This is a genomic window from Microvirga lotononidis (assembly GCF_034627025.1).
Lineage (GTDB): Bacteria > Pseudomonadota > Alphaproteobacteria > Rhizobiales > Beijerinckiaceae > Microvirga > Microvirga lotononidis.
Window position 1 is genome coordinate 4,245,042 of the sequence record NZ_CP141048.1, and the last position, 23,816, is coordinate 4,268,857.

Sequence of the window (23,816 nt, forward strand, 5' to 3'; positions counted from 1 at the left end):
TTTCCTTTATTCCGCGGCGATGAGCGCGGGCTGCATGGCCTGAGGAGCTTCCTCGGCCGCCTCTCCCACCGTGATCGTCTTCCAGACGTTCCAGGCCATGATCAGGCTTCCGGCCACGAAGAACGCACCGCCGAGCGCACGGATGACATAGAAGGGGTTCATCGCCTCGACGGTCTCGATGAACGAGTATTCGAGGAAGCCGAGGCTGGTATAGGCGCGCCACATGAGGCCCTGGAGGATGCCCGCGACCCACATGGACGAGATGTACAGGACGATGCCGAGGGTGGAGATCCAGAAGTGCCAGGACACGGCCTTCATGGAATAGAGCGACTTCTTGTTCCACAGCCACGGCACGAGGCAGTAGATCGCCCCGAAGGAGATATACGCGACCCAGCCGAGGGCGCCGGCATGGACGTGGCCGATGGTCCAGTCGGTGTAATGCGACAGGGAGTTCACGGCCTTCACGGACATGAGCGGGCCTTCGAAGGTCGCCATGCCATAGAATGCGACGGACACGACCATGAGACGCAGCACCGGATCGATGCGCAGCTTGTCCCAGGCGCCCGAGAGGGTCATGAGGCCGTTGATCATGCCGCCCCAGGAGGGCATCCAGAGCATGACCGAGAACACCATGCCGAGCGTCTGCGCCCAGTCGGGCAGGGCGGTGTAATGCAGGTGGTGGGGACCCGCCCAGATGTACATGAAGATCAGCGACCAGAAGTGGATGATCGAGAGGCGGTAGGAATAGACCGGCCGCTCGGCCCGCTTCGGGATGAAGTAGTACATGATGGCAAGGAAGCCCGCGGTGAGGAAGAAGCCGACCGCGTTATGGCCGTACCACCACTGTACCAGCGCATCCTGCACGCCCGACCACACGATGTAGCTCTTGGGCGAGAAGATCGAGACGGGGATCGACGCGTTGTTGCCGAGATGCAGGACCGCGATGGTGAGGATGAAGGCGAGATAGAACCAGTTCGCCACGTAGATGTGCGGCTCCCTGCGGCGCATGACGGTGCCGAGGAAGACCAGGAAATAGGTCACCCACACGATGGTCAGGAAAAGGTCCGCGTACCATTCCGGCTCGGCATATTCCTTGCCCTGAGTGATGCCCAGAAGGTAGCCCGTGCCGGCGATGACGATGAAGAAGTTGTAGCCCAGCACCACGAACCAGGGAGCGATGTCGCCGGCGAGCCGCGCGCGACAGGTGCGCTGCACCACGTAGAACGAGCTGGCGATGAGCACGTTGCCGCCGAAGGCGAAGATCACCGCCGACGTGTGCAGCGGGCGCATCCGGCCGAAGGACAGCCATGCGGTATCGAAGTTGAGCGCGGGAAAGGCGAGCTGGAGGGCGATCAGCAACCCGATGGTGAAGCCGGCGATGCCCCAGAAAATGGACGCGATGGTTCCGAACTTGACCGGATCCATATTGTAGTTCGGCTTGCCGCCGATCACCAGCGGAGGCAGTTGCGCGGGGCGTTCGTAATACCGGTTCACGATGGCGAACACGGCAGCCACACTGGCTGCGGCGAAGAGATAGGCGTGGAAGGCGTATTCGGGCGTATAGGCCTTCGCCGCGATGATGATGCTGAGCAATGCCAGCCCGGCGAGGGCAAGGGCTGAGCCCATCTCGCCGAATGTCATGCCCTTTGAGGGTGCTGCCGCTTGAGCCATAGGCTTCAACCTTTTGAGAAATTCGACGATGCGGTGAGCTTCGCCGTCAGCAGATTCGTTTACGTGCCGGGATGGGAAGGGGCATTGACCCAGATCAAACGCTCCGGCCGGCCCGGCGCATCACAGGGCGCGGGAATGCCGCTCGGCGCCGCTTTCGAGATAGCGGTCGAAGACGGCGCAGACGTTCCGGACCAGGGCACGGCCCTCGTCCGGTATCGTGAGCGTCAGCCCGTGGCGAACGACGAGACCGTCCCGTGCCAGCGCGTCGATGGTCGTGATTTCAGGCGCGAATCCACCGATGCCGGCGCCGAATGATGACGCAATCTCATCGAGGTCGACCGAGAAGTCGCACATCAGACGCTCGATGATCGCGCGGCGCAGGCGATCGTCCTGCGAGAGGGTGACGCCGCGCACGACGGGGAGACGATCTTTCAGAATCGCCTCGCGGTAGGCGACCGTCGTCGGTGCGTTCTGGATGTAGCCCTGGGGCAGGGATCCGATGGCGGATGTGCCGAACCCGATCAGCGCCGTCGCCTCGTCGGTGGTGTAGCCCTGGAAATTGCGATGAAGGCGTCCGTCCTTCTGGCGAACCGCCATGGGATCGTCGGGCTTGGCGAAGTGGTCGAGGCCGATCTGGACATACCCTGCGCGGATGAAGGCCTCGGTCGCGGCCTCGCGCTGCTCCACGCGCGCGACGGAATCGGGAAGGGAGGTCTCGGGCAGGAGAGCCTGATGACGTTTCATCCATGGAACATGGGCATAGCCGAACAACGCGATCCGGTCCGGATCGAGCTTCAGGGCGAGGTCGACGGAGTGATTCACGCTCTCGATGCTCTGGTGCGGCAGACCGTACATCAGGTCGAGGTTCAGCCCATTCACGCCCGCATCCCTGAGCCACGACGCGACCCGCGCCGTCTGCTCGAAGGTTTGAACCCGCCCGATGGTCTCCTGGACCTTCGGGTCGAAATCCTGGACGCCGAGGCTCGCCCGGTTGAGGCCGGATGCGGCAAGGGCCTCCACGTGTTCGGGTGTGATGGTCCTTGGATCGATCTCGACGGCGATCTCGGCCTCCGGCCTGATCGAGAAGGCTAGAGCGAGACGACGCGATATGCGTCGAAGATCGTCGGGAGACAGAATGGTCGGCGTTCCGCCGCCCCAATGGACATGGGAGACGGCCATGCGTCCGGGCAGGTGGCTCGCCACGAGATCGATCTCATGTTCGAGGCAGGCCACATAGGCGGCGACGGCCTTGTAGCTCCGGGTCACGGCGGTGTTGCAGCCGCAATAGAGGCATAGCTCCGCGCAGAACGGCACGTGCAGATAAAGCGACAGAGGCCTGTCCGGCGCCAGTTCGGCTAGCCAGGACGCATAGGTCCCGGCCGTGACGTCCGGCTTGAAATGGGGCGCTGTCGGATAGCTCGTGTAGCGTGGGACACGCTGGTCGTAGCGGGCAATGAGCTCTGGTGTCATGCCGAGAGCCTTGCATCACGGCGCGTTCAGGAGCCTTGATCTGAATCAAAGGCCCCATCTGCGGGCAGGCCGCCCCCGAACCTAGAGCAAATACCGCAGCGACTCGCTCGCCGCCGTCAAGGACGGCAGGAAGCGCTCCCGCATGTCGTCCGCCGAGACGCGCCCGGCCTGGGCGCTGAGATTGAGGGCGATCGTCACCTGGCCGCTCTTCTGGATCACCGGCACGGCAATGGAGCGCAGGCCGAATTCGAGTTCTTCGTTGACGATGGCAAAGCCTTGGTCGCGCGTTGCTTTGAGGACGTTGCGGAGCTCCGTCTTGTCGATGATCGTCTTCGGCGTCCGGGCCTCCAGGCGCACGCGCCGGAGATAAGCCTCGATCATGTCCTCCGACTGATAGGCCAGGATCGCCCGTCCCAGGGACGTGCAATAGGCGGGGAGGCGGCTTCCGACCCCGAGGCCGATGGACATGATCCGCCGGGTCGCGGAGCGGGCAACGTAGACGATGTCGTCGCCGTCGAGGATCGCCGCCGAGCTCGATTCGCCCGTCGCTTCCGAGATCTGCTCGAGAAAGGGCTGCACCCGGGTCGAGAGCGAGGCGGACGAGAGATAGGCGTAGCCAAGCCTGAGGATGCGCGGGCTCAAGGAAAAGTAGCGCCCGTCGAAATCCGCATAGTTGAGCTTCGCGAGCGTCAGAAGATAACGGCGGGCGGCCGCCCGGGTGATCCCTGTCAGCTTCGCCACGTCGGACAAGGTCAGGCGCGGCCTGCTGGCGTCGAAGGCCTCGATGACGAGGAGTCCCTTTTCGAGACTTGCCACGAAGTCCCGATCGTTGCCCTGCTCTTCGACCTCGTCGCTCTGCATCACGGTCCCCGAAAGAGTATGGTGAACTTTGGTAGCCTTGACACCACCTTCTCAAATCGTACTACATGTGCGATATAGCTTTCAATGTACGCGATGCGCACAAATGGCTAGACGATAGGATGAGAAAACCGCGATCCAGCGCAATGAGATCGAGGCAGCTCGGAGGGAGGAACGGAATGAAAGTTTCAAAGAAGGTTCTCGGCGCTGCCATCGGCGCCCTGCTGGCCGGGACGGTCTCGGCCTATGCCGATACGATCAAGGTCGGGATCATCGGCCCGTTCTCGGGTCCTTTCGCGCTGCAGGGCAAGAACTTTCAGGCCGGTGTCGAAGCCTACATGGCCCTGAACGGCAAGTCGGTGAAGGGTCACGACATCGAGGTGATTTACCGCGACCTTCCGACTGCCAATCCCGCGCAGTCGCGCGCCCTGGCGCAGGAACTGGTGGTGAAGGACAAGGTCCAGTATCTCGGCGGCGTCTATTTCACGCCGGACGCCATGGCCATCACGCCGCTGCTCAAGCAGGCGAACGTGCCGCTCGTGATCTTCAATGCCGCGACCTCTGCCATCATGACGCAGTCGCCGCTCGTCGTGCGCACGTCCTTCACGACGGCGCAGACGACATCGCCTCTCGGCAAGATCGCCGTCGATCGCGGCGTGAAGAAGGTCATCTCCGCCGTCAGCGACTACGGCCCGGGCGTCGACGCGGAAGCGGCGTTCAAGAAGGCCTTCGAGTCGGCTGGCGGGCAGGTGGTCGAAGCCATTCGCATGCCGCTGAACACCAATGATTTCAGCCCGATCATGCAGCGCATCCGGGATTCCGGTGCCGAGGCGGTCTTCGCCTTCCTTCCGTCCGGTCCGACGACGCTGGGCTTCGTGAAGGCCTACAATGAAACCGGCCTGAAGCAGGCGGGGATCAAGTTCTTCGCGCCCGGCGACCTGACGCAGGAATCCGACCTGCCGGCTCTCGGCGACGGCGCGCTCGGTCTCCTGACCACTTTCCATTATGCCGTGTCGCACGACTCGCCGGAAAACAAGAAGTTCGTCGAAGCGGCGACCAAGGCCATCGGCGGCGCCGATCAGCTCTCGTTCCCGTCGGTCGGCGCCTATGACGGCATGCATGTAATCTACAAGATGATCGAGGCGACGGACGGCAAGCAGGATGCCCAGAAGGCCGTGGATGCCGTGAAGGGGCTGTCCTGGACGAGCCCGCGTGGGCCGGTCAGCATCGATGCCGAAACCCGCCACATTACGGAGAACATCTATCTCCGCGAGGTCGCGAAAGGCGCGGACGGCAAGACCTACAACAAGGAAATCCAGACCTTCCCGAACCAGAAGGACCCGGGCCTCGCGACCCAGTGACGGCCTGACATCAGCAATTCGGGAGACGCAGCCATCCGCCGCCGCGTCTTCTCATCGGCAGGACAGCCAAGCGCCTGGGAACCTCCATGCAGACCATCCTCAGCATCGCGATCGACGCCTTTGCTTACGGCATGGCTCTGTTCATCATCTGCATCGGCCTGTCGCTCACGATGGGGCTGATGCGAGTGGTGAACCTGGCGCATGGCGCCTTCGCGATGATCGCCGGATACATCGCCTCCTACGCGGCCCGCGATCTTGGGCTGGGCTATGCGGTTGCCATCTTCCTGGCGATCATAGGCACGGTCATCATCTCCATTCCCTTGGAACGTCTTCTCTACCGCCGGATCTATGGCAGCCCCGAACTCACCCAGGTGCTGATGACCATCGGCATCACGTTCTGCATCATCGGCATTACCAACTATTTCTTCGGCCCGACCCTCAAGACCATCCCTTTGCCGGGCAGCCTGAGCCAGCCTGTCGATGTGGGGATCCGGACCATTGCCGGGCATCGCCTGTTCGTCATGGCCTGCGGCCTCGTCGTGGCCGGCGGCCTCTGGTACCTGATCGAGAAAACCGATTTCGGCATCAAGCTGCGGGCGACCGTCGACAACGCGGCCATGGCCGATGCGCTCGGCGTGCGCACGCAGGTGATCTATGCGATCAGCTTCGCCATCGCCATCGGTCTGGCGGCGCTCGGCGGCGTGGTCGGGGCCGAGTTCCTGCCGATCGAGCCCTATTACGCGCTGCGCTACATGGTGACGTTCCTCGTCGTCGTGTCCGTCGGCGGGGCAGGGTCGATCCCTGGCGCCGTGGTTGCCTGTCTCCTGCTCGGTGCCATCGATACCACGGGACGCTACCTGATGCCCGAGTTCGGCAACTTCTTCTTCTATGCGGCCGTCGTCGCCATTGTCTGCGTGTTCCCGCGCGGCTTCTTCGGAAGGGCTCAGTAACGTGCAGGTCCTCACGCAAGCAGAGAGAGTCGCTGCCGCTCCTTCGATGGGGGCCCGGTGGCTGCGGGACATGGCGGGTGTGATCCTGATCATCGCCGCCGGTGTTGTGGGGTACTGGCTGTTCCCGGACAACCTCGCGCTTCTGACCCGTGTCATCGCGGTGGCGCTTCTCGTCCTCTCGCTGGATCTCATCACCGGCTATTGCGGCGTGGCCTCCCTCGGGCAGGCATCCCTTTTCGGGGCTGGCGCCTATGCGGCCGGCATCGCCTGCGTGAACGGCGTCACCGAACCCGTGACGCTCGTCGCCATCGGGGCGGTTGCGGGAGCCACGGCAGGACTTCTCATGGGCACGATCATGCTGCGCGCCCACGGGCTCGCCCAGCTCGTCCTGTCCATCGCCATCGTCCAGCTCTTCCACGAGGCGGCCAACAAGGCATCCGCCTATACAGGCGGCAGCGACGGGCTCGCAGGGCTCATGGTCAGCCCGCTCTTCGGCGTATTCGAGTTCGACCTTTGGGGTCGCACCGCCTATCTTTTCGGGCTCGCCCTGCTCGTGGTCGTGGTCGTCGTTCTGAAGTTCGTCGTCTCATCGCCGTTCGGCATGCTGTGCCGGGGCATCAAGCAGGACCCGGTCCGCATCCGCGCCATGGGATCCTACGTGTTTCCGGTGCTCTTGAAGATGTTCGTGATCTCGGGAGCGGTGGCCGGGACGGGCGGCGCATTGGCTGCGATTTCTACCCAGGTGGTCGGCCTCGACAGCGTCAGCTTCGAGTTGTCCGCCAACGCGCTGGTCATGCTGGTGCTCGGCGGGCTCGGCACCCTTTACGGCGCCCTCGTCGGAACCGTCATCTTCATGGGGTTCGAGCACGTGGTCTCTGCCATCAACCCGTTCCACTGGATGACGATGGTCGGGGCTCTGCTGATCGCCGTCGTACTCGCGGCGCCCGGTGGCCTGACCGGCCTCTACGAAACTTTCCTCGGGGCCGGAAAGCGCGTCAAGGGAGGCCGGACATGAGCGACCTCTTCCGCGTCGAAGGCCTGACCAAGAATTTCGGCGGCCTCGCCGTCAGCCGGAACATCTCGCTGTCGATGTCGGCGGGCGAGCGGCTTGCCCTCATCGGGCCGAACGGCGCCGGCAAGACCACTTTCGTCAATCTCGTGACCGGGCAGATCCGCCCGAGCTCTGGGCGTGTCGTCCTCAACGGCGAGGACATCACGCGCCTCGGCGCCGTGCCGCGGGTTCGCAAGGGGCTGATCAGGACATTCCAGGTCACGCGATTGTTCTCGCAGATAACCCCGGAAGAGCACGTGACGCTGACCGTGCTTCAGCGCGAGGGAAGGGCTGCTCGGATCCTGAGCCGCTTCACAGGAAATTCGGAAGTGTCGGGGGAGGTCGAGAGCATCCTGTCCGCCCTCGGTTTGCTGGACGTGGCTCGCCGGAAGGTCGGCGAGATCGCCTACGGCCAACAGCGTCTGCTCGAGATCGGCATCGCCCTGGCGCTTCGGCCGAAGGTGCTGCTTCTCGACGAGCCGGCGGCCGGCGTGCCCTCGAGCGACACGCCGAGGATCGAACAGGCTTTGGAGCGCCTGCCGCCGAGTCTGGCCGTGCTCATGATCGAGCACGACATGGATCTCGTCTTCCGCTTCGCCAAGCGCGTGGTCGTGCTGGCGGCGGGCGAGATCATCTTCGAGGGGCTGCCCGCCGACGTCGCCGCCAATGAGAAGGTCCGTGAGGCCTATCTGGGGAACTATGCCCATGCCCGCAGCATCGCTTGAAGTTCGCGGATTGAGCGCGGGCTACGGCCCGACGATGGTCCTGGAGGACGTGTCGTTCTCCGTGCCGTCCGGCGCGCGCCTGTCCATCCTCGGCCGGAACGGAATGGGCAAGACGACGCTGCTGTCGAGCCTCATGGGCCTGAACCGTCGCTACGGCGGCGAGATTCTGGTCGGCGGTGCGGACATCGCGTCTCTCAAGAGTTCCGAGCGGGCCCGTCGTGGCGTCGGGCTCGTGCCGCAGACGCGCGACATCTTCCGCTCGCTCACCGTCGAGGAGAACCTGATCGTCGGCGTGAAGGACCGGCCGCGCAGCGTCATCCAGGAGGCCTACGAGATGTTTCCGCGCCTCCGTGAGCGGCGCACCAACCTCGGTTGGCAATTGTCCGGTGGCGAGCAGCAGATGCTCTCCACCGCCCGGACCATTCTCGGTCGACCCTCGGTGCTGCTTCTCGACGAGCCGCTCGAAGGATTGGCGCCCGTCATCTGCGAGGAGCTCATGGGGGCCTTCACGCGGCTCGCTTCCAGCGGCGCGATGACGATCCTTCTCGTGGAGCAGCGGCTGGAAAGCGCTCTCGATTTCGCGGAATCCGTCCTGATCCTGGAGCGCGGGCGGATCGCCTGGCAGGGAACGAGCGAGGCTCTGCGTGCCGACCAGGGGTTGGTCGAGCACTACATCGGCGTCGGCTCGCTGCATTGAGGTGGGGCATGGCATTCACACGGGTCAACAGAATCGTTCTGCACCATCAGGTGCTCGGTCGGGCCGATGGGCCGACGCTTGTCTTCATCAATTCGCTCGGAAGCGATTTTCGCATCTGGCAGGAGGTTGTGCCCGATTTCGCGGATCGGTTCCGGGTCGTTCTCTACGACAAGCGCGGACACGGCCTCTCGGACGCGCCCGCCGCACCGTACACGATCGATGATCACACGGACGATCTGATCGCACTCCTGGATCATCTGAAGATCGACAAGGCAGCGTTCGTTGGCTTGTCGGTCGGGGGGATGATCGCACAGCGTCTGGCCGTGCGGTCTCCCAAGCGCGTGCAGGCTCTCGCGCTCTGCTGCACGGCGGCGAAAATCGGGACGCCGGACCTCTGGGCGGAGCGCATCGCCGGGGTCGAGAACAGCGGCATCGAGCCGCTTGCCGACAATGTCCTGCAGCGCTGGTTCACACCGCTGTTCCGCGAAACCCATCCGGACGAGGTGGCGGGCTGGCGCAACATGCTGGTCCGCACGCCGGCCCATGGCTATGCCGGAACCTGCGCGGCGATCCGCGACGCGGATCTGCGGTCCGACGCCGGCCGGATCGGGGTTCCGACGCTGTGCGTCGCGGGCGATCAGGACGGCTCGACGCCCGCGGATGTGGTGAAGGGCACGGCGGATCTCATTCCCGGCGCAGGTTTCGCGCTGATCGAGGGGGCGGGACACATCCCCTGCGTCGAGAAGCCGTCCGTTCTGTCGGCCCTCATCAACCGGCATCTCCAGGAGGCGGGACTTGTCTGAGAACGAACGCAGCGAACGCTACAAGGCCGGCATGGCGGTGCGCCGCCAAGTGCTCGGCGATGCCCATGTGGACCGGGCGAGCGCCCAGATGACGGAGTTCGATGCCGACTTCCAGACCTTCATCACCGAGGGCGCCTGGGGCTCGGTCTGGTCTCGTCCAGGCTTCACCAGGCGCGAGCGCTCCATCGTGACCATCGCGCTGCTGGCGGCGCTCGGGCAGGACGACGAGGTCGCCATGCATGTCCGCGCCACCCGCAACACGGGCGCGACCAAGGAGGACATCAAGGAGGCGCTGCTGCACGTGGCCGTCTATGCGGGTGTGCCGGCGGCCAATCACGCCATCAAGATCGTCAAGAAGACTTTTGCCGAAATGGAAGCAGATCCCGAACCTCGGAAATAAGAGGGCGGGTTGTTGGCGCGGCCCCGGCGGGGTTGCGAGGGAGAGCCGAGATGTCGGATCAGGGATCGTACTACCAGAGGGACCGGAGCTGGCATCCGGCCGCCCTCACGCCGCAATACAAGACCTCGGTGCTGCGCTCGCCGCAATATCCGCTGCTGTCGCTCGACAACACCATCTCCGAGATGACGGGCCCGAGGTTCGGGCACGACAAGATCGGACCGCTCGACAACGACCTGATCAGCAACTTCGCCAAGACCGGAGATCCCATCGGCCAGCGCATCATCGTCTATGGCCGCGTGCTCGACGAGAACGCCCGCCCCGTTCCGGGCACTCTGGTGGAGTTCTGGCAGGCGAATGCGGGCGGACGCTACCGGCACAAGAAGGAGACGTATCTTGCCGCCATCGATCCGAATTTCGGCGGCTGCGGGCGCACGATCACGGACGAGGAGGGGCGCTACTGGTTCCGCACCATCAAGCCGGGGGCCTATCCGTGGCCGAACGGGGTCAACGACTGGCGGCCGGCACACATCCATTTCTCACTCTTCGGCCACGCCTTCGCGCAGCGCCTGATCACGCAGATGTATTTCGAAGGCGATCCGATGATCTGGCAGTGCCCGATCGTCTCGACCATTTCCGACAAGGCCGCCATCGACCAGCTGACCGCCGTCCTCGACCGCAACGCGACGCTGCCCATGGACGCGCTCGCCTACAAGTTCGACATCGTCCTGCGTGGGCGCCGTTCCACGATGTTCGAGAACAGGATGGAGGGGAATTGATGTTCCAGAAGCTGACGACACTCAAGGAATCGCCCTCCCAGACGGCCGGCCCCTACGTCCATATCGGCGCGACCCCGAACTGGGTCGAGATCACCGGCGTGTGGGAGGAGGATCTCGGCCTCGTCATCGTCGGGCCCGAGACCAAGGGCGAGCGGATAATCGTCAAGGGCCGCATCTTCGATGGCAGCGGAAACGCGATCAAGGATGCGCTCGTCGAGATCTGGCAGGCCGACGCGGCAGGGCTCTACAACAGCCGCGAGGAAATGCGCGGGCAGGCCGATCCGACCTTCACCGGCTGGGGCCGCCAGCCGACGGACGCGGCCACCGGCGAGTATCGCTTCGAAACGATCAAGCCGGGCCGCGTCCCCTACAGGGACGGCCGCCCGATGGCGCCGCACATCACGTTCTGGATCGTGGCGCGCGGCATCAATATCGGCCTGCACACGCGGATGTATTTCGGCGACGAGGCGGCGGCCAATGCCGAATGCCCCGTTCTCGCGCGCATCGACCACCAGTACCGGCTTCCGACGCTCATCGCCTCGCGGAGCGAGGAGAACGGAATGCCGACCTACACCTTCGACATTCACCTTCAGGGTGAGAAGGAAACCGTGTTCTTCGATATCTGATTGCCGCTCCGAAAGCATATCATGGCCAAGTTTCAAAACCTCGAAGAGGCCGTTGCCGAGAACCTGCACGATGGTGACACGGTCGCCTTCGAGGGGTTCACGCACCTGATCCCCCATGCCGCCGCCCACGAGGTGATCCGGCAGGGGATCAAGGACCTCACCCTGATCCGCATGACACCCGACATCATCTACGATCAGATGATCGGGATGGGCCTCGGGAAGAAGGTGATCTTCTCCTACGCGGGCAATCCCGGCGTCGGCCTTCTGCGCCGCATGCGCGACGCCATCGAGAACGGCTGGCCCAGGTCCATCGAGACGGTGGAGCACAGCCATGCGGCCATGGCCAATGCCTACGAGGCGGGCGCCGCCGGCCTGCCCTGCGCCGTGTTCCGGGGCTATCTCGGCGCTGGCCTCAAGGACGTGAACCCGGCGATCAGGAGCATCACGTGCCCGTTCACGGGCGAGGAACTCGCGGCCGTGCCGGCGCATCGTCCCGATGTGGCGGTCATTCACGCGCAGAAGGCCAGTCGACGCGGTGACGTTCTGGTGGAAGGCATCGTCGGCGTGCAGAAGGAGGCGGTGCTGGCATCCAGGCGCTCCGTTGTGACGGTCGAGGAAGTCGTGGAGGATTTCGACGACCTGCACCCGAATCTCTGCGTGCTGCCGCACTGGACCGTGACCTCGATCGTGCAGGTTCCGGGCGGCGCGCATCCGTCCTACACCCACGGCTACTACGAGCGCGACAACGCGGCCTATCTGGAATGGGACAGGATCTCAGCCGACCGTGACCTGTTCTCGGCCTGGATGAAGGAGAACGTGCTCGGCCAGGGGCCCGAGGTGTTCGCCGAGCGCGTGAAGGGAGTGCAGGCATGACGATCCTTTCCGACTTCACCCCCAACGAGATGATGACCATCGCGGCGGCTCGCGCCCTGTCCAACGAGGATGTCTGCTTCGTCGGCATCGGGGCGCCCTCGGCGGCCTGCAACGTGGCCCGGTTGACCCATGCGCCCGACATCACGCTGATCTACGAGAGCGGCACCATCGGAACGGCGCCGAACGTGCTTCCGCTCTCGATCGGCGACGGCGAATTGTGCGAGACGGCCGTCACCACGGTGTCCGTGCCGGAGATGTTCCGCTATTGGCTCCAGGGCGGGCGCATTTCCATCGGCTTCCTGGGAGCCGCCCAGCTCGACCGTTTCGGCAACATCAACACCACGGTGATCGGCGACTATCACAAGCCCAAGGTGCGTCTGCCCGGCGGCGGCGGCGCGCCTGAGATCGCCAGCTCCTGCAAGGAGGTCTTCATCACCATGAAGCAGGCGACCCGCGGCATGGTGGAGAAAATCGATTTCTACACCTCCTTCGGCCACGGGGAAGGCGGCAACCACCGTGAGCGTCTCGGCATCAAGACCAAGGGGCCGACACTCCTGATCACGGATCTGGCGATCTGGAAGCCGGATCCCGAGACGAAGGAATTCACCGTCGTTTCGATGCATCGCGGCGTCACTCGCGATAAGGTGCAGGAAACCTGCGGCTGGAAGGTGCGATTCTCGGATCACCTGGAGGAAACGCCTCCGCCGACCGAACTCGAACTCACCACCCTGCGCGAGCTTCAGGCCAGGACCGAGAAAGCGCACGGCGGCAAGAAGGGACATTGAACATGCGCGAAGCCTTTATCTGCGCCTATGTGCGCACGCCCATCGGCCGTTACGGCGGCTCCCTCTCCGGCGTCCGCGCGGACGATCTCGCCGCGGTGCCGCTGAAAGCGCTGCGGGAACGCCTCCCGAACCTCGACTTCGAGGCCGTCGACGACGTGATCTACGGCTGCGCCAACCAGGGCGGCGAGGACAACCGCAACGTGGCTCGCATGGCCGTGCTGCTGGCAGGATTGCCCGGCTCGATCCCCGGAACCACCATGAACCGCCTCTGCGGTTCGGGCATGGATGCGGTCATCGCGGCGGCCCGCGCCATCAAGGCCGGCGAAGCGGAGATCATGATCGCGGGCGGCGTCGAGTCCATGTCGCGCGCGCCCTTCGTGATGCCGAAAGCGGAGACGGCTTTCTCGCGCAACGCGGAGATCTACGACACCACCATCGGCTGGCGCTTCATCAATCCGCTGATCAAGAGCCAGTACGGCGTCGATTCCATGCCGGAAACCGGTGAGAACGTGGCGGCGGATTTCAACGTGTCGCGAGAGGATCAAGACGCGTTCGCGCTGCGCTCCCAGAAGAAGGCCGCAGCGGCGCAGGCCAACGGACGGTTGGCCCAGGAAATCGTACCGGTCACGATCCCGAAGCGAAAGGGTGACCCGGTGATCGTCGACAGGGACGAGCACCCGCGTGGCGACACGACCCTGGAGCAACTCGCGAAGCTGCCGACGCCGTTCCGCAAGGACGGAACGGTGACGGCCGGCAATGCCTCCGGCGTCAATGACGGCTCGGCCGCACTGATCGTAGCGTCCGAAGAGGCCGTCCGGAAGTTCGGGCTCGAACCGATGGCCCGCGTGGTCGGCGGAGCCGCTGCCGGCGTTGCGCCGCGCATCATGGGCATCGGACCGGCGCCGGCCACGAAGAAGCTCTGCGCACGGCTTGGCCTCAAGCCGACGGATTTCGACATCGTGGAATTGAATGAGGCTTTCGCCAGCCAGGGTATCGCGGTGCTGCGTGAGCTCGGCATCCCTGAGGACGCGGAGCACGTCAACCCGAACGGCGGCGCCATCGCGCTCGGCCATCCGCTCGGCATGTCCGGTGCGCGCATCACCGGCACGGCGGCGCTGGAGCTGAAGCTCAGGGGCAAGAAGCGTGCCCTTGCGACCATGTGCATCGGCGTGGGGCAGGGCATCGCCGTCGCCCTCGAAGCCGTTTGACGCCGATCTCCCCATGACACCGACGCTCCCGCATCCCATCCTGCAGGCCCTCATCGGCGACGCGGAGGTGGGGGCGTACTTCTCCAACGAGGCCGACCTTGCCGCCATGCTGCGCGTGGAGTCCGCCCTGGCCGAGGCCGAGGCGAAGGTCGGGCTGATCGACGGCGAGACCGCGCGCCGGATCGCCGAGAGCTGCCGCGCCTTTCAGGCGGACTGGTCCGGGCTTTCTGAAGGTCTGGCCCGTGACGGCGTGATCGTCCCGGAGTTCGTCAGGCAGCTACGAGGCGCCGTCGGTGAACCTCATGCCCGGTCGGTGCACCTGGGAGCGACCAGCCAGGACATCATCGATACGGGTCTGATCCTGCGCCTCAAGGGCGTCATCGAGATCCTCGGTCGACGCCTCGATGCCCTGATCCATGCGCTCGACGCGCTGAAGCGACGGGATGGCGCGACGCGCCTCATGGCGCATACCCGGATGCAGCAGGCCCTCCCGTTCAGCGCGGCCGACAAGATCGACACCTGGCTCCAGCCGCTGGACCGGCTCCGTGAGCAATTGCAGGACCTCGCACCGCGCCTGCTCGTCGTCCAGCTCGGCGGCCCCATCGGCACCCGGGGCGAGCTGAAGGGGCAGGGCGATGCAATTGCCGATGCCATGGCCGAGATCCTGGAACTCGGTCTGGCCCCATCCTGGCATTCCCAGCGCGACAGGATCGGCGAGTTCGGGGCCTTCCTGTCGCTGATCACCGGAACGCTGGGCAAGATCGGTCAGGACATCGCCCTGATGGCGCAGAACGAGGTTGGCGAGGTGCGTCTTGCAACGGGCGGAGGCTCATCCGCCATGCCGCACAAATCCAATCCTGTCCCGGCCGAGGTGCTGGTAACGCTTGCGCGCTTCAATGCCGGAATGCTCGGAACCCTGCATCAGGCTCTGGTGCATGAGGGCGAGCGTTCGGGAGCGGCCTGGACCCTGGAATGGATGGTGTTGCCGCAGATGGCCGTGTCCGCCGCCTCGGCCCTGAGCAAGGCTCACGGCCTTATGGCCGCCATGAGCTTCGCGCCGTCGAAGGCGGCCGGACCCTAGCCGCCCGGCCGAACCCAGGGCGCAGCACGGCGTCTCGCCCTGTCCTGCCCTCGAGAGGGACGAAGCTCACCTCGTCATGGCCGCACTTGGTGCGTCCCCCCACGCCTTTGCCGTGGGGGGACGACGTGAGTGGCCGGGTCTGATCCCCGGATCAAGTCCGGGGACGGCCGTGCCGGAGCGGGTGCGGACAGCGTGATGTTATGTTCTCACTTTGTTCTTGACAGGGGGATGAACCTTGGCTATATCGTTACCCATCCCCGCCTGACGAGGGGCGCGCTCGCGAGGCGTCGCAGTTGTGGGGTGGGGAACGGTCCTGCCGCAGGTCTCGCACACCTGCGACGGGAGGCCCTTGACAGCCCTGTGCTGGCCCAAGTCGAAACGCCTAAAAGTACCGTGCGTGACGAGCAGTTCGGCTCTCACATTCACACTTAGACATCGAGCCGGGCTGCCATCGCGCCACCCTCGATCTCCTGAAAGGCTCGCAGCGCAAGCTGCGGGCCCCAAGGTGCTGCTCTTTGACAGGAAACCATCACCAGGCACCCACCCTGTCATGGCCGGGCCTGTCCCGGCCATCCCGATACGGTGAGGCGCGGCGCCATTCGGATCGGGATCACCGGCACAAGGCCGGTGATGACGTCGCGGGTGGTCCTGGCCGTGCGGTGGTGTCATCCCCGGCGAGCGGAGCGAGGGAAGGGGATCCAGGGTTGGGAACGTGCAGATGGATTCCCTTCCCCTCCGCTACGCTCCGGCCGGGAATGACACCTACGCCGTCATGGCCGTCTGGGTGCCGTGCGGGAGGCGTGCTCCGCCGCGAAACGCAGCCTTGTCATCTGAGCATTTGCGATTGTGCTCCGAAAGTCTTAAATCACCGGCATGTAAGGAAGGGCGGGGCCCTTCGCCTCAGGGGTTTAGCTTCATGGCCGTCGTTCTCGACCTCCTCAACAAGGATCAGCGTCCTCGCCACCCGGAAAAGGCGCACCGGCCGGATCAACCCGTTCAGCAGCGCAAGCCCGAATGGATCCGCGTGAAGGCTCCGGGCTCGCCCAAATGGGCCGAGACCAACCGGATCGTGCGCGAGAACAAGCTCGTGACGGTCTGCGAGGAGGCGGGCTGCCCCAATATCGGCGAGTGCTGGGAGAAGAAGCACGCCACCTTCATGATCATGGGCGACACCTGCACCCGGGCCTGCGCCTTCTGCAACGTGAAGACCGGCTTGCCGCAGGCGCTCGACCCGAACGAACCCGAGAGCGTGGCGAAGGCGGTCGAGAAGCTTGGCCTCGAGCACGTGGTCATCACGTCGGTGGACCGGGACGACCTCGCCGACGGGGGCGCCCAGCATTTCGCCGACGTGATTCACGCCATCCGGGCGCGCAGCCCCAAGACGACCATCGAGATCCTGACGCCCGATTTCCTGCGCAAGCCCGGCGCCCTCGAGGTCGTGGTCGCAGCCAAGCCCGACGTGTTCAACCACAACCTCGAAACCGTTCCGTCCAAGTACCTCAAGGTCCGGCCCGGCGCGCGCTATTTCCATTCCATCCGCCTGCTGCAGCAGGTGAAGGAGCTGGATCCGACCATTTTCACGAAGTCCGGCATCATGGTCGGCTTGGGCGAGGAGCGGAACGAGGTGCTCCAGCTCATGGACGACCTGCGCTCGGCGGATGTGGATTTCATGACCATCGGCCAGTACCTCCAGCCGACGAAGAAGCACCATCAGGTGATCCGCTTCGTGACGCCGGACGAGTTCAAGGCCTATGAAACCACCGCCTATGCCAAGGGGTTCCTCCTGGTCTCCTCGACCCCGCTGACGCGTTCCTCGCATCACGCAGGCGAGGATTTTGCCAAGCTGAAGGCGGCTCGTCTGACGAAGCTCGGCTAAAGCATCGGACCCAAAGGTGGAATGCACTTTTGGGATCCATCCGATGCTGCACTCTTACAGCGGCGCATCGTTCTGTACGGAAAACCGGATCCACTTTTCCGCCCGATGCGCTAGGTTCGGGCACGCATTTTTCGGACGAGGCATGGAGCGCATTCTGGTCATCGGCAGCCCGGGCGCGGGCAAGAGCACCCTGGCGAGCCGTCTCGCCCGGCGCCTCGACCTGCCCCTGATCCATCTCGACCGGGAATATTTCGGTCCCGGCTGGACCATGCCCTCCCGGGAGGAGTGGCGCGAGCGCGCGAGAGCGCTCGCGGCGCGGCCCGCCTGGGTCATGGACGGCAACTATGCCAGCACCTTCGACATCCGCGTGCCCCGCGCCACGACGATCGTCTGGCTCGACCTGCCACGCTGGCAATGCGCTTCCAGCGTGCTCTGGCGGGTGGCGAGGAATTACGGTCAGGCGCGGCCTGACCTCGGTTCCGCCGGGCCCGAGCGCTTCGACTGGTCCTTCATGCGCTGGATCTGGACCTATCCCGACAAGATGCGACCGAAGACGCTGCGCATGCTGGAGCGCCTGCGTGCCGACCAGAAGGTCCATGTGCTGCATTCCCGTTCCGAGATTCCGGCCCTGGAGGCCACGCTGTCAAACTTCAAAGAGGCCGCCTGATCATGCCGACCTTTCGCACCACGCGTTCCGTCCAGCATAGTCCGGCCCAAATGTTCGCTCTCGTGGCCGACGTGGAGCGTTACCCGGAATTCGTGCCCCTCTGCGAGGATCTGAGGGTCATGCGCCGGGTCCAGAGCGGGGAGGGTATCGAGACCCTCGTAGCCACCATGTCCGTCGGCTACAAGGCCATCAGGGAGACCTTCACGACCCGTGTGACCCTGGACGATCCGCGCCGGAAGATCACGGTCGAGTACGTGGACGGGCCGTTCAAGTATCTCGAAAACCGCTGGACCTTCCGGGACGCGCCCGGAGGCGGCTGCGAGGTGGAGTTCTACATCAACTACGAGTTCAAGAGCTTCGCCCTGGGTCTGCTCATGGGCTCGGTCTTCGACAAGGCCTTTCGCAAATTCACCGAGGCCTTCGAGGAGCGCGCGGACGAGATCTACGGTACTCCTTCGAAGGCGCAGGCTGGGGCGAGGAGCGCCTGATCAGCGAAGAGCCTGCTCCAGCAGGGACAACGCATCCTCGACCGCCCGGCGGCGGACGTTCTCCCGACCGAGATCGCCGTAGCGCCGCTCCAGGTGCACCGTCGGAGAACCTTTGCGGGCGAGCCCGAAATGGACGAGCCCCACCGGTTTCGTTGCCGTCCCGCCGGTCGGGCCGGCGACACCCGTTATGCCGACGGCGACATCGGCCTGGGATTGGGCAAGTGCCCCCTCGGCCATGGCGCGGGCCACGGGCTCGCTGACGGCACCACACGTGGCGATCAGGTCGGCCGGGACGCCGATCAGCTCCGTTTTCGCCTCGTTGGAATAGGTCACGAAGCCCCGCTCCACGACGGCCGAGGAGCCGGAAATCTCCGTCAGCAGGGCCGCCACGAGACCGCCGGTGCAGGATTCGGCGGTGGCGATCTTCAGGCGCTTGGCCTTGTAGGCATCGAGGAGCGCTGCGGCGCGCATCGTCATCTCGGGCGTCATGCGTTCACCTCCGGCAGGCGGATCGTTGCGGCCGCCTGGGCGGCGATGCCCTCGGAGCGTCCGGTGAATCCAAGCTTCTCCGTCGTCGTCGCCTTGAGCGAGACCTGATCCAAGCGAAGCCCGGTGATCCCGGCAATCCGCTGGCGCATCGCCTCCCGATGCGGGCCGAGACGCGGCTTCTCGCATAGAAGCGTGGCGTCGAGATGATCGACGATGCCGCCCCGCTTGGCGACGCGTTCGACCGCGTGGGCCAGGAACCGGTCGGACGACGCGCCGCGCCATTGCGGATCGCTCGGCGGGAAATGAGTCCCGATATCGCCATCCGCGAGGGCCCCGAGGATGGCATCCGTCAGGGCGTGCAGGATCACATCCCCGTCCGAATGGGCGAGAACCCCGCGATCATGGGGAACCTTGATTCCGCCGAGCCAGACATGATCGCCAGCGCCGAACGCGTGAACGTCGAATCCCGTGCCGAGGCGGGTTAGGTAAGCCATCGTATTTCCTTTCGAACGCCTGTCGGCCTCCTGAAAATCGGCCGGGTGCGTCAGCTTGATGTTGCCGGCGGCTCCTTCGAAGACATGGACCGGCAGACCGGCCCATTCCGCGAGAGCGCCATCATCGGTGAAGGCATGCAGGCCTGCGGCGGCGGCCCGGCGGTGCGCATCGAGAAGGAGCGGAAAACGGAAGGCCTGCGGTGTCTGAACCGCCCTGAGAGTCGAACGATCCGGCGTGGAGATCACTTCCGATCGTTCCCCGATCACCTTGATCGTGTCGGTGACGACCGTTCCCGGAACGGCGGCGCCCCAGCGTCCGGATGCCCCGATGGCGCGGTCGATCAGGTCAGGACCGGGAAAGGGACGTGCGGCGTCATGAACGAGGACGAGCTCCGGATTGAGGCCGGTCAGGGCTTCCAGCCCGCTCCTCACCGAATCCTGCCTCGTTGCGCCTCCGTGGACGCATGGCAGAAGCGTCGCTGAAGGGACTGGCAGGACCGCGATGGCGCCTTCATAGAGAGCGCGGTCGTCGGGATGGATCACCACCACGGTGTGGTTAATTCCGGGATGGGCAAGGAAGGTCGACAGCGTTCTCGCCAGAACGGGCATTTCTCCCAAAAGCCGATACTGCTTCGGAATCCCTTCGCCCGCTCGCGATCCGCGTCCGGCAGCAACGATGAGAGCAGCAACTGACATATAGGCGAGCCTCTGTGACAAACGCTCTCGTAAGCGTGAGATCTGGAGAAGGCAAATCCCCGCCGGAGGGACTTGCGCCCGAACGCGAAATGGCTATTGATTAGGCACAATGAACTTTGAACAAAAAATAGGCGCGGGCAGTTTCGACATCGGTCCTATACGGGTCGAGGCGGCGGCCATTCTTGCACCTTTGTCCGGCGTCACGGATGTCGCATTCCGGCGCATCGCCAAGCGCCTGGGAGCCGGTCTCGTCGTGTCCGAGATGGTGGCTTCGGACGAACTGGTCCAGGGTTCGGAAGAGGCACAGCTGCGGGCCGAAGGAGCTGGGATCGAGCCGCATGTCGTCCAGCTGGCCGGTTGCGAGCCGCATTGGATGGCAGAGGCCGCACGGGTCGCCGAAGGCGCAGGGGCGCGCATCATCGACATCAATATGGGCTGCCCGGCAAAGCGCGTGATCGGCGGCTATGCCGGGTCGGCGCTGATGCGCGATCTCGACCATGCGGCCCGGCTCATCGAAGCGACCGTGCAGGCCGCCAACGTGCCCGTGACGGTCAAGATGCGGCTCGGCTGGGATCACGACAACATCAATGCGCCGGAACTTGCCCGTCGGGCTGAGAGCCTGGGCGTGCGCGCCGTGACGGTGCACGGCCGGACCCGGCAACAATTCTACAAGGGCCAGGCCGACTGGAACGCCATCGCCGCCATCGTCCGGAACGTCAGCATCCCGGTGATCGCCAATGGCGACATCGGCTCGCTCGACGATGCGAGACGTTGCCTGTTGGCCTCGGGGGGCACGGCCGTGATGGTCGGACGCTCCGCCGTCGGGCGCCCCTGGCTCGTGGGGCAGATCGGGGCGGCGCTGCAAGGTGAGACGATCCCCGATCCAACGCCGGAAGCGATGACCGGAATCGCCGTCGAACATTATGAGGGACTGCTGTCGCTCTACGGGGAAAAGACAGGAATCCGGCATGCCCGCAAACACCTCGCTGCCTATGCCGACGTGGCAAAGGCTTCCGGCTTCCACGTTCCGCCTAGCGTCCGCATGGTGCTCGTCACCTCCGAGGAGCCCCGGGCCGTGATCGCCATGCTGCGCTCCCTCTACACCCGCCAGGATCGAGAGGCGGCATGACCATGACCGGGATGAACGACCTTATCATGAATGCGCTGCCGATCCCGATTCTGACCGTCGGGCCGGAGCACCGCATCGTGCATGCCAATGCGGCGGCGGAATCCTTCTTCGAGATGAGCCTCAGGATGATGCTGCGCCAGAAGCTCAGCGATTTCCTGCCCTTCGGCTCTCCGGTGACGGCCCTGGTGGAGGACGTGCGCCAGCGCGGCTCCAGCGTCAGCGAGCATCGGGTCGATATCGGCAGCCCACGCCTCGGCGCGGAGCGGATCGTCGACGTATCGGCCAGCCCTTTGGGCGACGACAGCGATCATGTCATCGTCATGCTCCAGGAGCGGACGATCGCCGACAAGATGAACCGCCAGCTGACCCATCGTGGCGCGGCCCGGTCGATCACGGCCCTGGGCGCGCTCCTGGCGCACGAGATCAAGAATCCCCTGTCTGGCATCCGTGGGGCGGCGCAGCTCCTCGAGCAATCGGCGAACGAGGACGACCGGCTGCTGACGCGTCTCATCTGCGACGAGACCGACCGGATCGTGAAGCTCGTGGAGCGCATGGAGCTGTTCGGCGAGGAACGGCCGGTGGAACGGGGGCCCGTGAACATCCACGGCGTGCTCGATCACGTGAAGCGCCTCGCGCAGTCGGGCTTCGCCCGTCATATCCGCTTCGTCGAGAACTACGATCCTTCGCTGCCACCCGTACTCGGCAATCGCGACCAGCTGATCCAGGTCATCCTGAACCTCGTCAAGAACGCGGCGGAAGCCGTCGGAATCGACGCGCCGGACGGCGAGATCATCCTCTCCACCGCCTTCCGGACCGGCGTGCGGCTTCAGGTTCCCGGCTCCCAGGAGCGCGTCAGCCTCCCCATCGAGCTGAGCGTCACCGACAACGGCCCCGGCATTCCTCCTGAGCTGATGACCGACCTCTTCGATCCTTTCGTGACGACGAAGGTCCAGGGAAGCGGCCTGGGGCTTGCCCTCGTGGCGAAGATCGTGGGCGATCACGGCGGCATCGTCGAGTGCGAGCCGGCGCCCAGGCGGACCACTTTCCGAATTCTCCTTCCCATGCACCGCGCCGATGACGGTCGCGGGGCCGAATTGTGAGATTGAGCGATGCCTAGCGGACAGATTCTTCTCGCCGACGACGATGCAGCCATCAGGACGGTCCTGAATCAGGCCCTGTCCCGGGCTGGATACGAGGTTCGCTCCACCAGCAACGCCGCGACCCTCTGGCGGTGGGTCGCGCAAGGGGAGGGCGACCTGGTCATCACCGATGTGATGATGCCGGACGAAAATGCCTTCGATCTCCTGCCTCGCATCAAGAAGATGCGCCCGGACCTGCCGATCATCGTCATGAGCGCCCAGAACACGTTCATGACCGCCATCAAGGCCTCCGAGCGGGGAGCCTACGAGTACCTGCCGAAGCCCTTCGACCTGAAGGAGCTCGTCGCCGTCGTCGGCCGGGCGCTGTCCCGTCCCCGGAACGTTTCCACCGGGGCCAACCCGTCGCCGGAGAACGAGGATATCCCCCTTGTGGGTCGCTCGCACGCCATGCAGGAGATCTATCGGGCCCTCGCCCGCCTCATGCCGACCGATCTCACAGTGATGATCACGGGCGAGTCCGGGACCGGCAAGGAACTCGTGGCAAAGGCCCTGCACGATTACGGCAAGCGACGGCAGGGGCCGTTCGTGGCCGTGAACATGGCGGCGATCCCGCGCGAACTCATCGAATCCGAGCTCTTCGGCCACGAGAAGGGCGCCTTCACCGGCGCGACCGCCCGCAATACGGGCCGTTTCGAGCAGGCGGAGGGGGGAACGCTCTTCCTCGATGAGATCGGGGACATGCCGATGGAGGCGCAGACCCGCCTCCTGCGCGTTCTCCAGCAGGGAGAGTACACGACCGTCGGCGGCCGCGTGCCGATCAAGACCAATGTCCGGATCGTGGCGGCCACGAACAAGGATCTGCGCGTGCTGATCCAGCAGGGGCTCTTCCGCGAGGACCTCTATTTCCGGCTCAACGTAGTGCCCCTGCGCCTTCCCCCGCTGCGGGAGCGGGTGGAGGACATCCCGGATCTCGCCCGCCACTTCTTCATGCTGGTGGAGAAGGAGGGGCTGGCCCGCAAGCAGCTCGATGTGGAGGCCATGGACCGGCTGAAGCGGTACCGCTGGCCGGGCAATGTGCGTGAGCTGGAGAATCTGGTGCGCCGCCTGGCGGCCCTGTACCCGCAGGACACCATTACAGGCGTGATCATCGACGCGGAACTCGATTCCCAGCCCCTCCTGCCTCCCCAGCCCGCCGGGAAGGGTTCACAGTCCACCCAGCAGGGCTCGGAGGGGCTGTCCGATGCGGTCGAGCGGCATTTGAACGAGTATTTCTCGGGCTTCAGGGACACGCTGCCGCCTCCCGGCCTTTATCACCGGGTTCTGCGCGAGATCGAAGGCCCGTTGATCGGCGCGGCGCTCGCAGCGACCAGGGGAAACCAGATTCGCGCGGCCGAGCTTCTGGGCGTGAACCGCAATACCCTCCGCAAGAAGGTGCGGGACCTGGAGCTCATGGTGGTCCGCTCCAACCGGGGCTGAGCCTTGGACGCTGTAATAATTTGACCACAGTGTTGTGTTGGTGCATCACCCCATGACGGGGTGCTG

At 64.9% G+C, this 23,816-nt stretch carries 24 protein-coding genes; 19 read left to right on the top strand and 5 right to left on the bottom strand.

Translation table 11 applies throughout. The features are described 5' to 3' along the window. Positions 1-6: 6 nt before the first annotated feature. From ccoN to U0023_RS20050, 3 genes are all read right to left on the bottom strand, one after another. Positions 7-1,671 carry a cytochrome-c oxidase, cbb3-type subunit I gene (gene ccoN, locus U0023_RS20040; RefSeq protein ID WP_009491248.1) on the bottom strand — a complete coding sequence of 555 codons (1,665 nt, stop codon included), beginning with the start codon at positions 1,669-1,671 and terminating at the stop codon, positions 7-9. A gap of 120 nt (positions 1,672-1,791) precedes the next feature. After that, complete coding sequence (gene hemN / locus U0023_RS20045; protein WP_009491247.1) at positions 1,792-3,141, bottom strand: oxygen-independent coproporphyrinogen III oxidase; 1,350 nt, start codon at positions 3,139-3,141, stop codon at positions 1,792-1,794. Positions 3,142-3,222: 81 nt separating this feature from the next. Beyond that, positions 3,223-4,002, bottom strand: a complete 780-nt coding sequence (locus U0023_RS20050) for an IclR family transcriptional regulator domain-containing protein (protein ID WP_009491246.1) — start codon at positions 4,000-4,002, stop codon at positions 3,223-3,225. A gap of 176 nt (positions 4,003-4,178) precedes the next feature. On the opposite strand from U0023_RS20050, the gene U0023_RS20055 reads away from it, so the two are divergent. The 16 genes from U0023_RS20055 to U0023_RS20130 all read left to right on the top strand — a co-directional run bounded on the left by U0023_RS20055 (position 4,179) and on the right by U0023_RS20130 (position 18,366). Continuing rightward, positions 4,179-5,360 carry an ABC transporter substrate-binding protein gene (locus tag U0023_RS20055; RefSeq protein ID WP_009491245.1) on the top strand — a complete coding sequence of 394 codons (1,182 nt, stop codon included), beginning with the start codon at positions 4,179-4,181 and terminating at the stop codon, positions 5,358-5,360. Between the two features lie 86 nt (positions 5,361-5,446). Then, entirely contained in the window at positions 5,447-6,310 is an 864-nt protein-coding gene (locus U0023_RS20060; protein ID WP_009491244.1) for a branched-chain amino acid ABC transporter permease, read from the top strand. A gap of 46 nt (positions 6,311-6,356) precedes the next feature. After that, positions 6,357-7,325, top strand: coding sequence for a branched-chain amino acid ABC transporter permease (locus U0023_RS20065; RefSeq protein ID WP_009491243.1), 969 nt, complete (start codon positions 6,357-6,359; stop codon positions 7,323-7,325). Continuing rightward, on the top strand, positions 7,322-8,086 hold the full coding sequence (locus U0023_RS20070) for an ABC transporter ATP-binding protein (RefSeq protein WP_009491242.1): 765 nt from the start codon (positions 7,322-7,324) through the stop codon (positions 8,084-8,086). Before U0023_RS20065 ends, U0023_RS20070 begins: the two co-directional genes overlap by 4 nt. Further along, positions 8,067-8,783 (top strand): ABC transporter ATP-binding protein, encoded by a 717-nt coding sequence (locus U0023_RS20075; protein WP_009491241.1) that lies wholly within the window; start codon positions 8,067-8,069, stop codon positions 8,781-8,783. The genes U0023_RS20070 and U0023_RS20075 overlap by 20 nt, the downstream gene beginning before the upstream one ends. 8 nt (positions 8,784-8,791) lie before the next feature. Beyond that, positions 8,792-9,586, top strand: a complete 795-nt coding sequence (gene pcaD, locus U0023_RS20080) for a 3-oxoadipate enol-lactonase (RefSeq protein ID WP_009491240.1) — start codon at positions 8,792-8,794, stop codon at positions 9,584-9,586. Then, positions 9,579-9,986, top strand: a complete 408-nt coding sequence (pcaC, locus tag U0023_RS20085; RefSeq protein WP_009491239.1) for a 4-carboxymuconolactone decarboxylase — start codon at positions 9,579-9,581, stop codon at positions 9,984-9,986. Before pcaD ends, pcaC begins: the two co-directional genes overlap by 8 nt. A gap of 50 nt (positions 9,987-10,036) precedes the next feature. Further along, a complete protein-coding gene (gene pcaH / locus U0023_RS20090) occupies positions 10,037-10,762 on the top strand; it encodes a protocatechuate 3,4-dioxygenase subunit beta (RefSeq protein ID WP_009491238.1) in 726 nt (241 codons plus the stop codon). Then, positions 10,762-11,388 (top strand): protocatechuate 3,4-dioxygenase subunit alpha, encoded by a 627-nt coding sequence (gene pcaG, locus U0023_RS20095; RefSeq protein ID WP_009491237.1) that lies wholly within the window; start codon positions 10,762-10,764, stop codon positions 11,386-11,388. Before pcaH ends, pcaG begins: the two co-directional genes overlap by 1 nt. A 21-nt stretch (positions 11,389-11,409) precedes the next feature. Continuing rightward, a complete protein-coding gene (locus tag U0023_RS20100) occupies positions 11,410-12,261 on the top strand; it encodes a CoA transferase subunit A (protein WP_009491236.1) in 852 nt (283 codons plus the stop codon). After that, entirely contained in the window at positions 12,258-13,046 is a 789-nt protein-coding gene (locus U0023_RS20105) for a CoA-transferase subunit beta (RefSeq protein WP_009491235.1), read from the top strand. Before U0023_RS20100 ends, U0023_RS20105 begins: the two co-directional genes overlap by 4 nt. 2 nt (positions 13,047-13,048) lie before the next feature. After that, positions 13,049-14,254, top strand: a complete 1,206-nt coding sequence (gene pcaF, locus U0023_RS20110; protein ID WP_009491234.1) for a 3-oxoadipyl-CoA thiolase — start codon at positions 13,049-13,051, stop codon at positions 14,252-14,254. 13 nt (positions 14,255-14,267) lie between these two features. Next, positions 14,268-15,335: a 3-carboxy-cis,cis-muconate cycloisomerase gene (locus U0023_RS20115; protein WP_009491233.1), complete on the top strand. Its 1,068-nt coding sequence runs from the start codon at positions 14,268-14,270 to the stop codon at positions 15,333-15,335. Between the two features lie 916 nt (positions 15,336-16,251). Then, positions 16,252-17,211: a lipoyl synthase gene (lipA, locus tag U0023_RS20120; protein WP_009491232.1), complete on the top strand. Its 960-nt coding sequence runs from the start codon at positions 16,252-16,254 to the stop codon at positions 17,209-17,211. A gap of 142 nt (positions 17,212-17,353) precedes the next feature. After that, positions 17,354-17,878 (top strand): P-loop NTPase family protein, encoded by a 525-nt coding sequence (locus U0023_RS20125; RefSeq protein ID WP_009491231.1) that lies wholly within the window; start codon positions 17,354-17,356, stop codon positions 17,876-17,878. Between the two features lie 2 nt (positions 17,879-17,880). Further along, on the top strand, positions 17,881-18,366 hold the full coding sequence (locus tag U0023_RS20130) for a type II toxin-antitoxin system RatA family toxin (RefSeq protein ID WP_009491230.1): 486 nt from the start codon (positions 17,881-17,883) through the stop codon (positions 18,364-18,366). Here U0023_RS20130 and U0023_RS20135 read toward each other — a convergent pair whose 3' ends face one another. Both U0023_RS20135 and U0023_RS20140 read right to left on the bottom strand, forming a co-directional pair. Further along, entirely contained in the window at positions 18,367-18,855 is a 489-nt protein-coding gene (locus U0023_RS20135) for a CinA family protein (RefSeq protein ID WP_009491229.1), read from the bottom strand. Continuing rightward, a complete protein-coding gene (locus U0023_RS20140; protein WP_009491228.1) occupies positions 18,852-20,045 on the bottom strand; it encodes a bifunctional 2-C-methyl-D-erythritol 4-phosphate cytidylyltransferase/2-C-methyl-D-erythritol 2,4-cyclodiphosphate synthase in 1,194 nt (397 codons plus the stop codon). The genes U0023_RS20135 and U0023_RS20140 overlap by 4 nt, the downstream gene beginning before the upstream one ends. Positions 20,046-20,154: 109 nt before the next feature. On the opposite strand from U0023_RS20140, the gene dusB reads away from it, so the two are divergent. The 3 genes from dusB to ntrC are packed head-to-tail and all read left to right on the top strand — an operon-like array spanning position 20,155 to position 23,750. Further along, positions 20,155-21,174, top strand: coding sequence for a tRNA dihydrouridine synthase DusB (gene dusB, locus U0023_RS20145; RefSeq protein WP_009491227.1), 1,020 nt, complete (start codon positions 20,155-20,157; stop codon positions 21,172-21,174). Positions 21,175-21,176: 2 nt separating this feature from the next. Next, the gene (locus U0023_RS20150; RefSeq protein ID WP_009491226.1) at positions 21,177-22,274 is read left to right on the top strand and encodes a two-component system sensor histidine kinase NtrB; all 1,098 of its coding nucleotides are present in this window, start codon (positions 21,177-21,179) and stop codon (positions 22,272-22,274) included. A gap of 9 nt (positions 22,275-22,283) precedes the next feature. Further along, positions 22,284-23,750, top strand: coding sequence for a nitrogen regulation protein NR(I) (ntrC, locus tag U0023_RS20155; protein WP_009491225.1), 1,467 nt, complete (start codon positions 22,284-22,286; stop codon positions 23,748-23,750). The last annotated feature ends 66 nt before the right edge of the window (positions 23,751-23,816 follow it).

Bases quoted from the DNA above. Each gene is read 5' to 3' on its own strand.
- ccoN (WP_009491248.1), bottom strand. From the start codon at position 1,671: ATGGCTCAAGCGGCAGCACCCTCAAAGGGCATGACATTCGGCGAGATG.
- hemN (WP_009491247.1), bottom strand. From the start codon at position 3,141: ATGACACCAGAGCTCATTGCCCGCTACGACCAGCGTGTCCCACGCTAC.
- U0023_RS20050 (WP_009491246.1), bottom strand. From the start codon at position 4,002: ATGCAGAGCGACGAGGTCGAAGAGCAGGGCAACGATCGGGACTTCGTG.
- U0023_RS20055 (WP_009491245.1), top strand. From the start codon at position 4,179: ATGAAAGTTTCAAAGAAGGTTCTCGGCGCTGCCATCGGCGCCCTGCTG.
- U0023_RS20060 (WP_009491244.1), top strand. From the start codon at position 5,447: ATGCAGACCATCCTCAGCATCGCGATCGACGCCTTTGCTTACGGCATG.
- U0023_RS20065 (WP_009491243.1), top strand. From the start codon at position 6,357: ATGGGGGCCCGGTGGCTGCGGGACATGGCGGGTGTGATCCTGATCATC.
- U0023_RS20070 (WP_009491242.1), top strand. From the start codon at position 7,322: ATGAGCGACCTCTTCCGCGTCGAAGGCCTGACCAAGAATTTCGGCGGC.
- U0023_RS20075 (WP_009491241.1), top strand. From the start codon at position 8,067: ATGCCCGCAGCATCGCTTGAAGTTCGCGGATTGAGCGCGGGCTACGGC.
- pcaD (WP_009491240.1), top strand. From the start codon at position 8,792: ATGGCATTCACACGGGTCAACAGAATCGTTCTGCACCATCAGGTGCTC.
- pcaH (WP_009491238.1), top strand. From the start codon at position 10,037: ATGTCGGATCAGGGATCGTACTACCAGAGGGACCGGAGCTGGCATCCG.
- pcaG (WP_009491237.1), top strand. From the start codon at position 10,762: ATGTTCCAGAAGCTGACGACACTCAAGGAATCGCCCTCCCAGACGGCC.
- U0023_RS20100 (WP_009491236.1), top strand. From the start codon at position 11,410: ATGGCCAAGTTTCAAAACCTCGAAGAGGCCGTTGCCGAGAACCTGCAC.
- U0023_RS20105 (WP_009491235.1), top strand. From the start codon at position 12,258: ATGACGATCCTTTCCGACTTCACCCCCAACGAGATGATGACCATCGCG.
- pcaF (WP_009491234.1), top strand. From the start codon at position 13,049: ATGCGCGAAGCCTTTATCTGCGCCTATGTGCGCACGCCCATCGGCCGT.
- U0023_RS20115 (WP_009491233.1), top strand. From the start codon at position 14,268: ATGACACCGACGCTCCCGCATCCCATCCTGCAGGCCCTCATCGGCGAC.
- lipA (WP_009491232.1), top strand. From the start codon at position 16,252: ATGGCCGTCGTTCTCGACCTCCTCAACAAGGATCAGCGTCCTCGCCAC.
- U0023_RS20125 (WP_009491231.1), top strand. From the start codon at position 17,354: ATGGAGCGCATTCTGGTCATCGGCAGCCCGGGCGCGGGCAAGAGCACC.
- U0023_RS20130 (WP_009491230.1), top strand. From the start codon at position 17,881: ATGCCGACCTTTCGCACCACGCGTTCCGTCCAGCATAGTCCGGCCCAA.
- U0023_RS20135 (WP_009491229.1), bottom strand. From the start codon at position 18,855: ATGACGCCCGAGATGACGATGCGCGCCGCAGCGCTCCTCGATGCCTAC.
- U0023_RS20140 (WP_009491228.1), bottom strand. From the start codon at position 20,045: ATGTCAGTTGCTGCTCTCATCGTTGCTGCCGGACGCGGATCGCGAGCG.
- dusB (WP_009491227.1), top strand. From the start codon at position 20,155: ATGAACTTTGAACAAAAAATAGGCGCGGGCAGTTTCGACATCGGTCCT.
- U0023_RS20150 (WP_009491226.1), top strand. From the start codon at position 21,177: ATGACCGGGATGAACGACCTTATCATGAATGCGCTGCCGATCCCGATT.
- ntrC (WP_009491225.1), top strand. From the start codon at position 22,284: ATGCCTAGCGGACAGATTCTTCTCGCCGACGACGATGCAGCCATCAGG.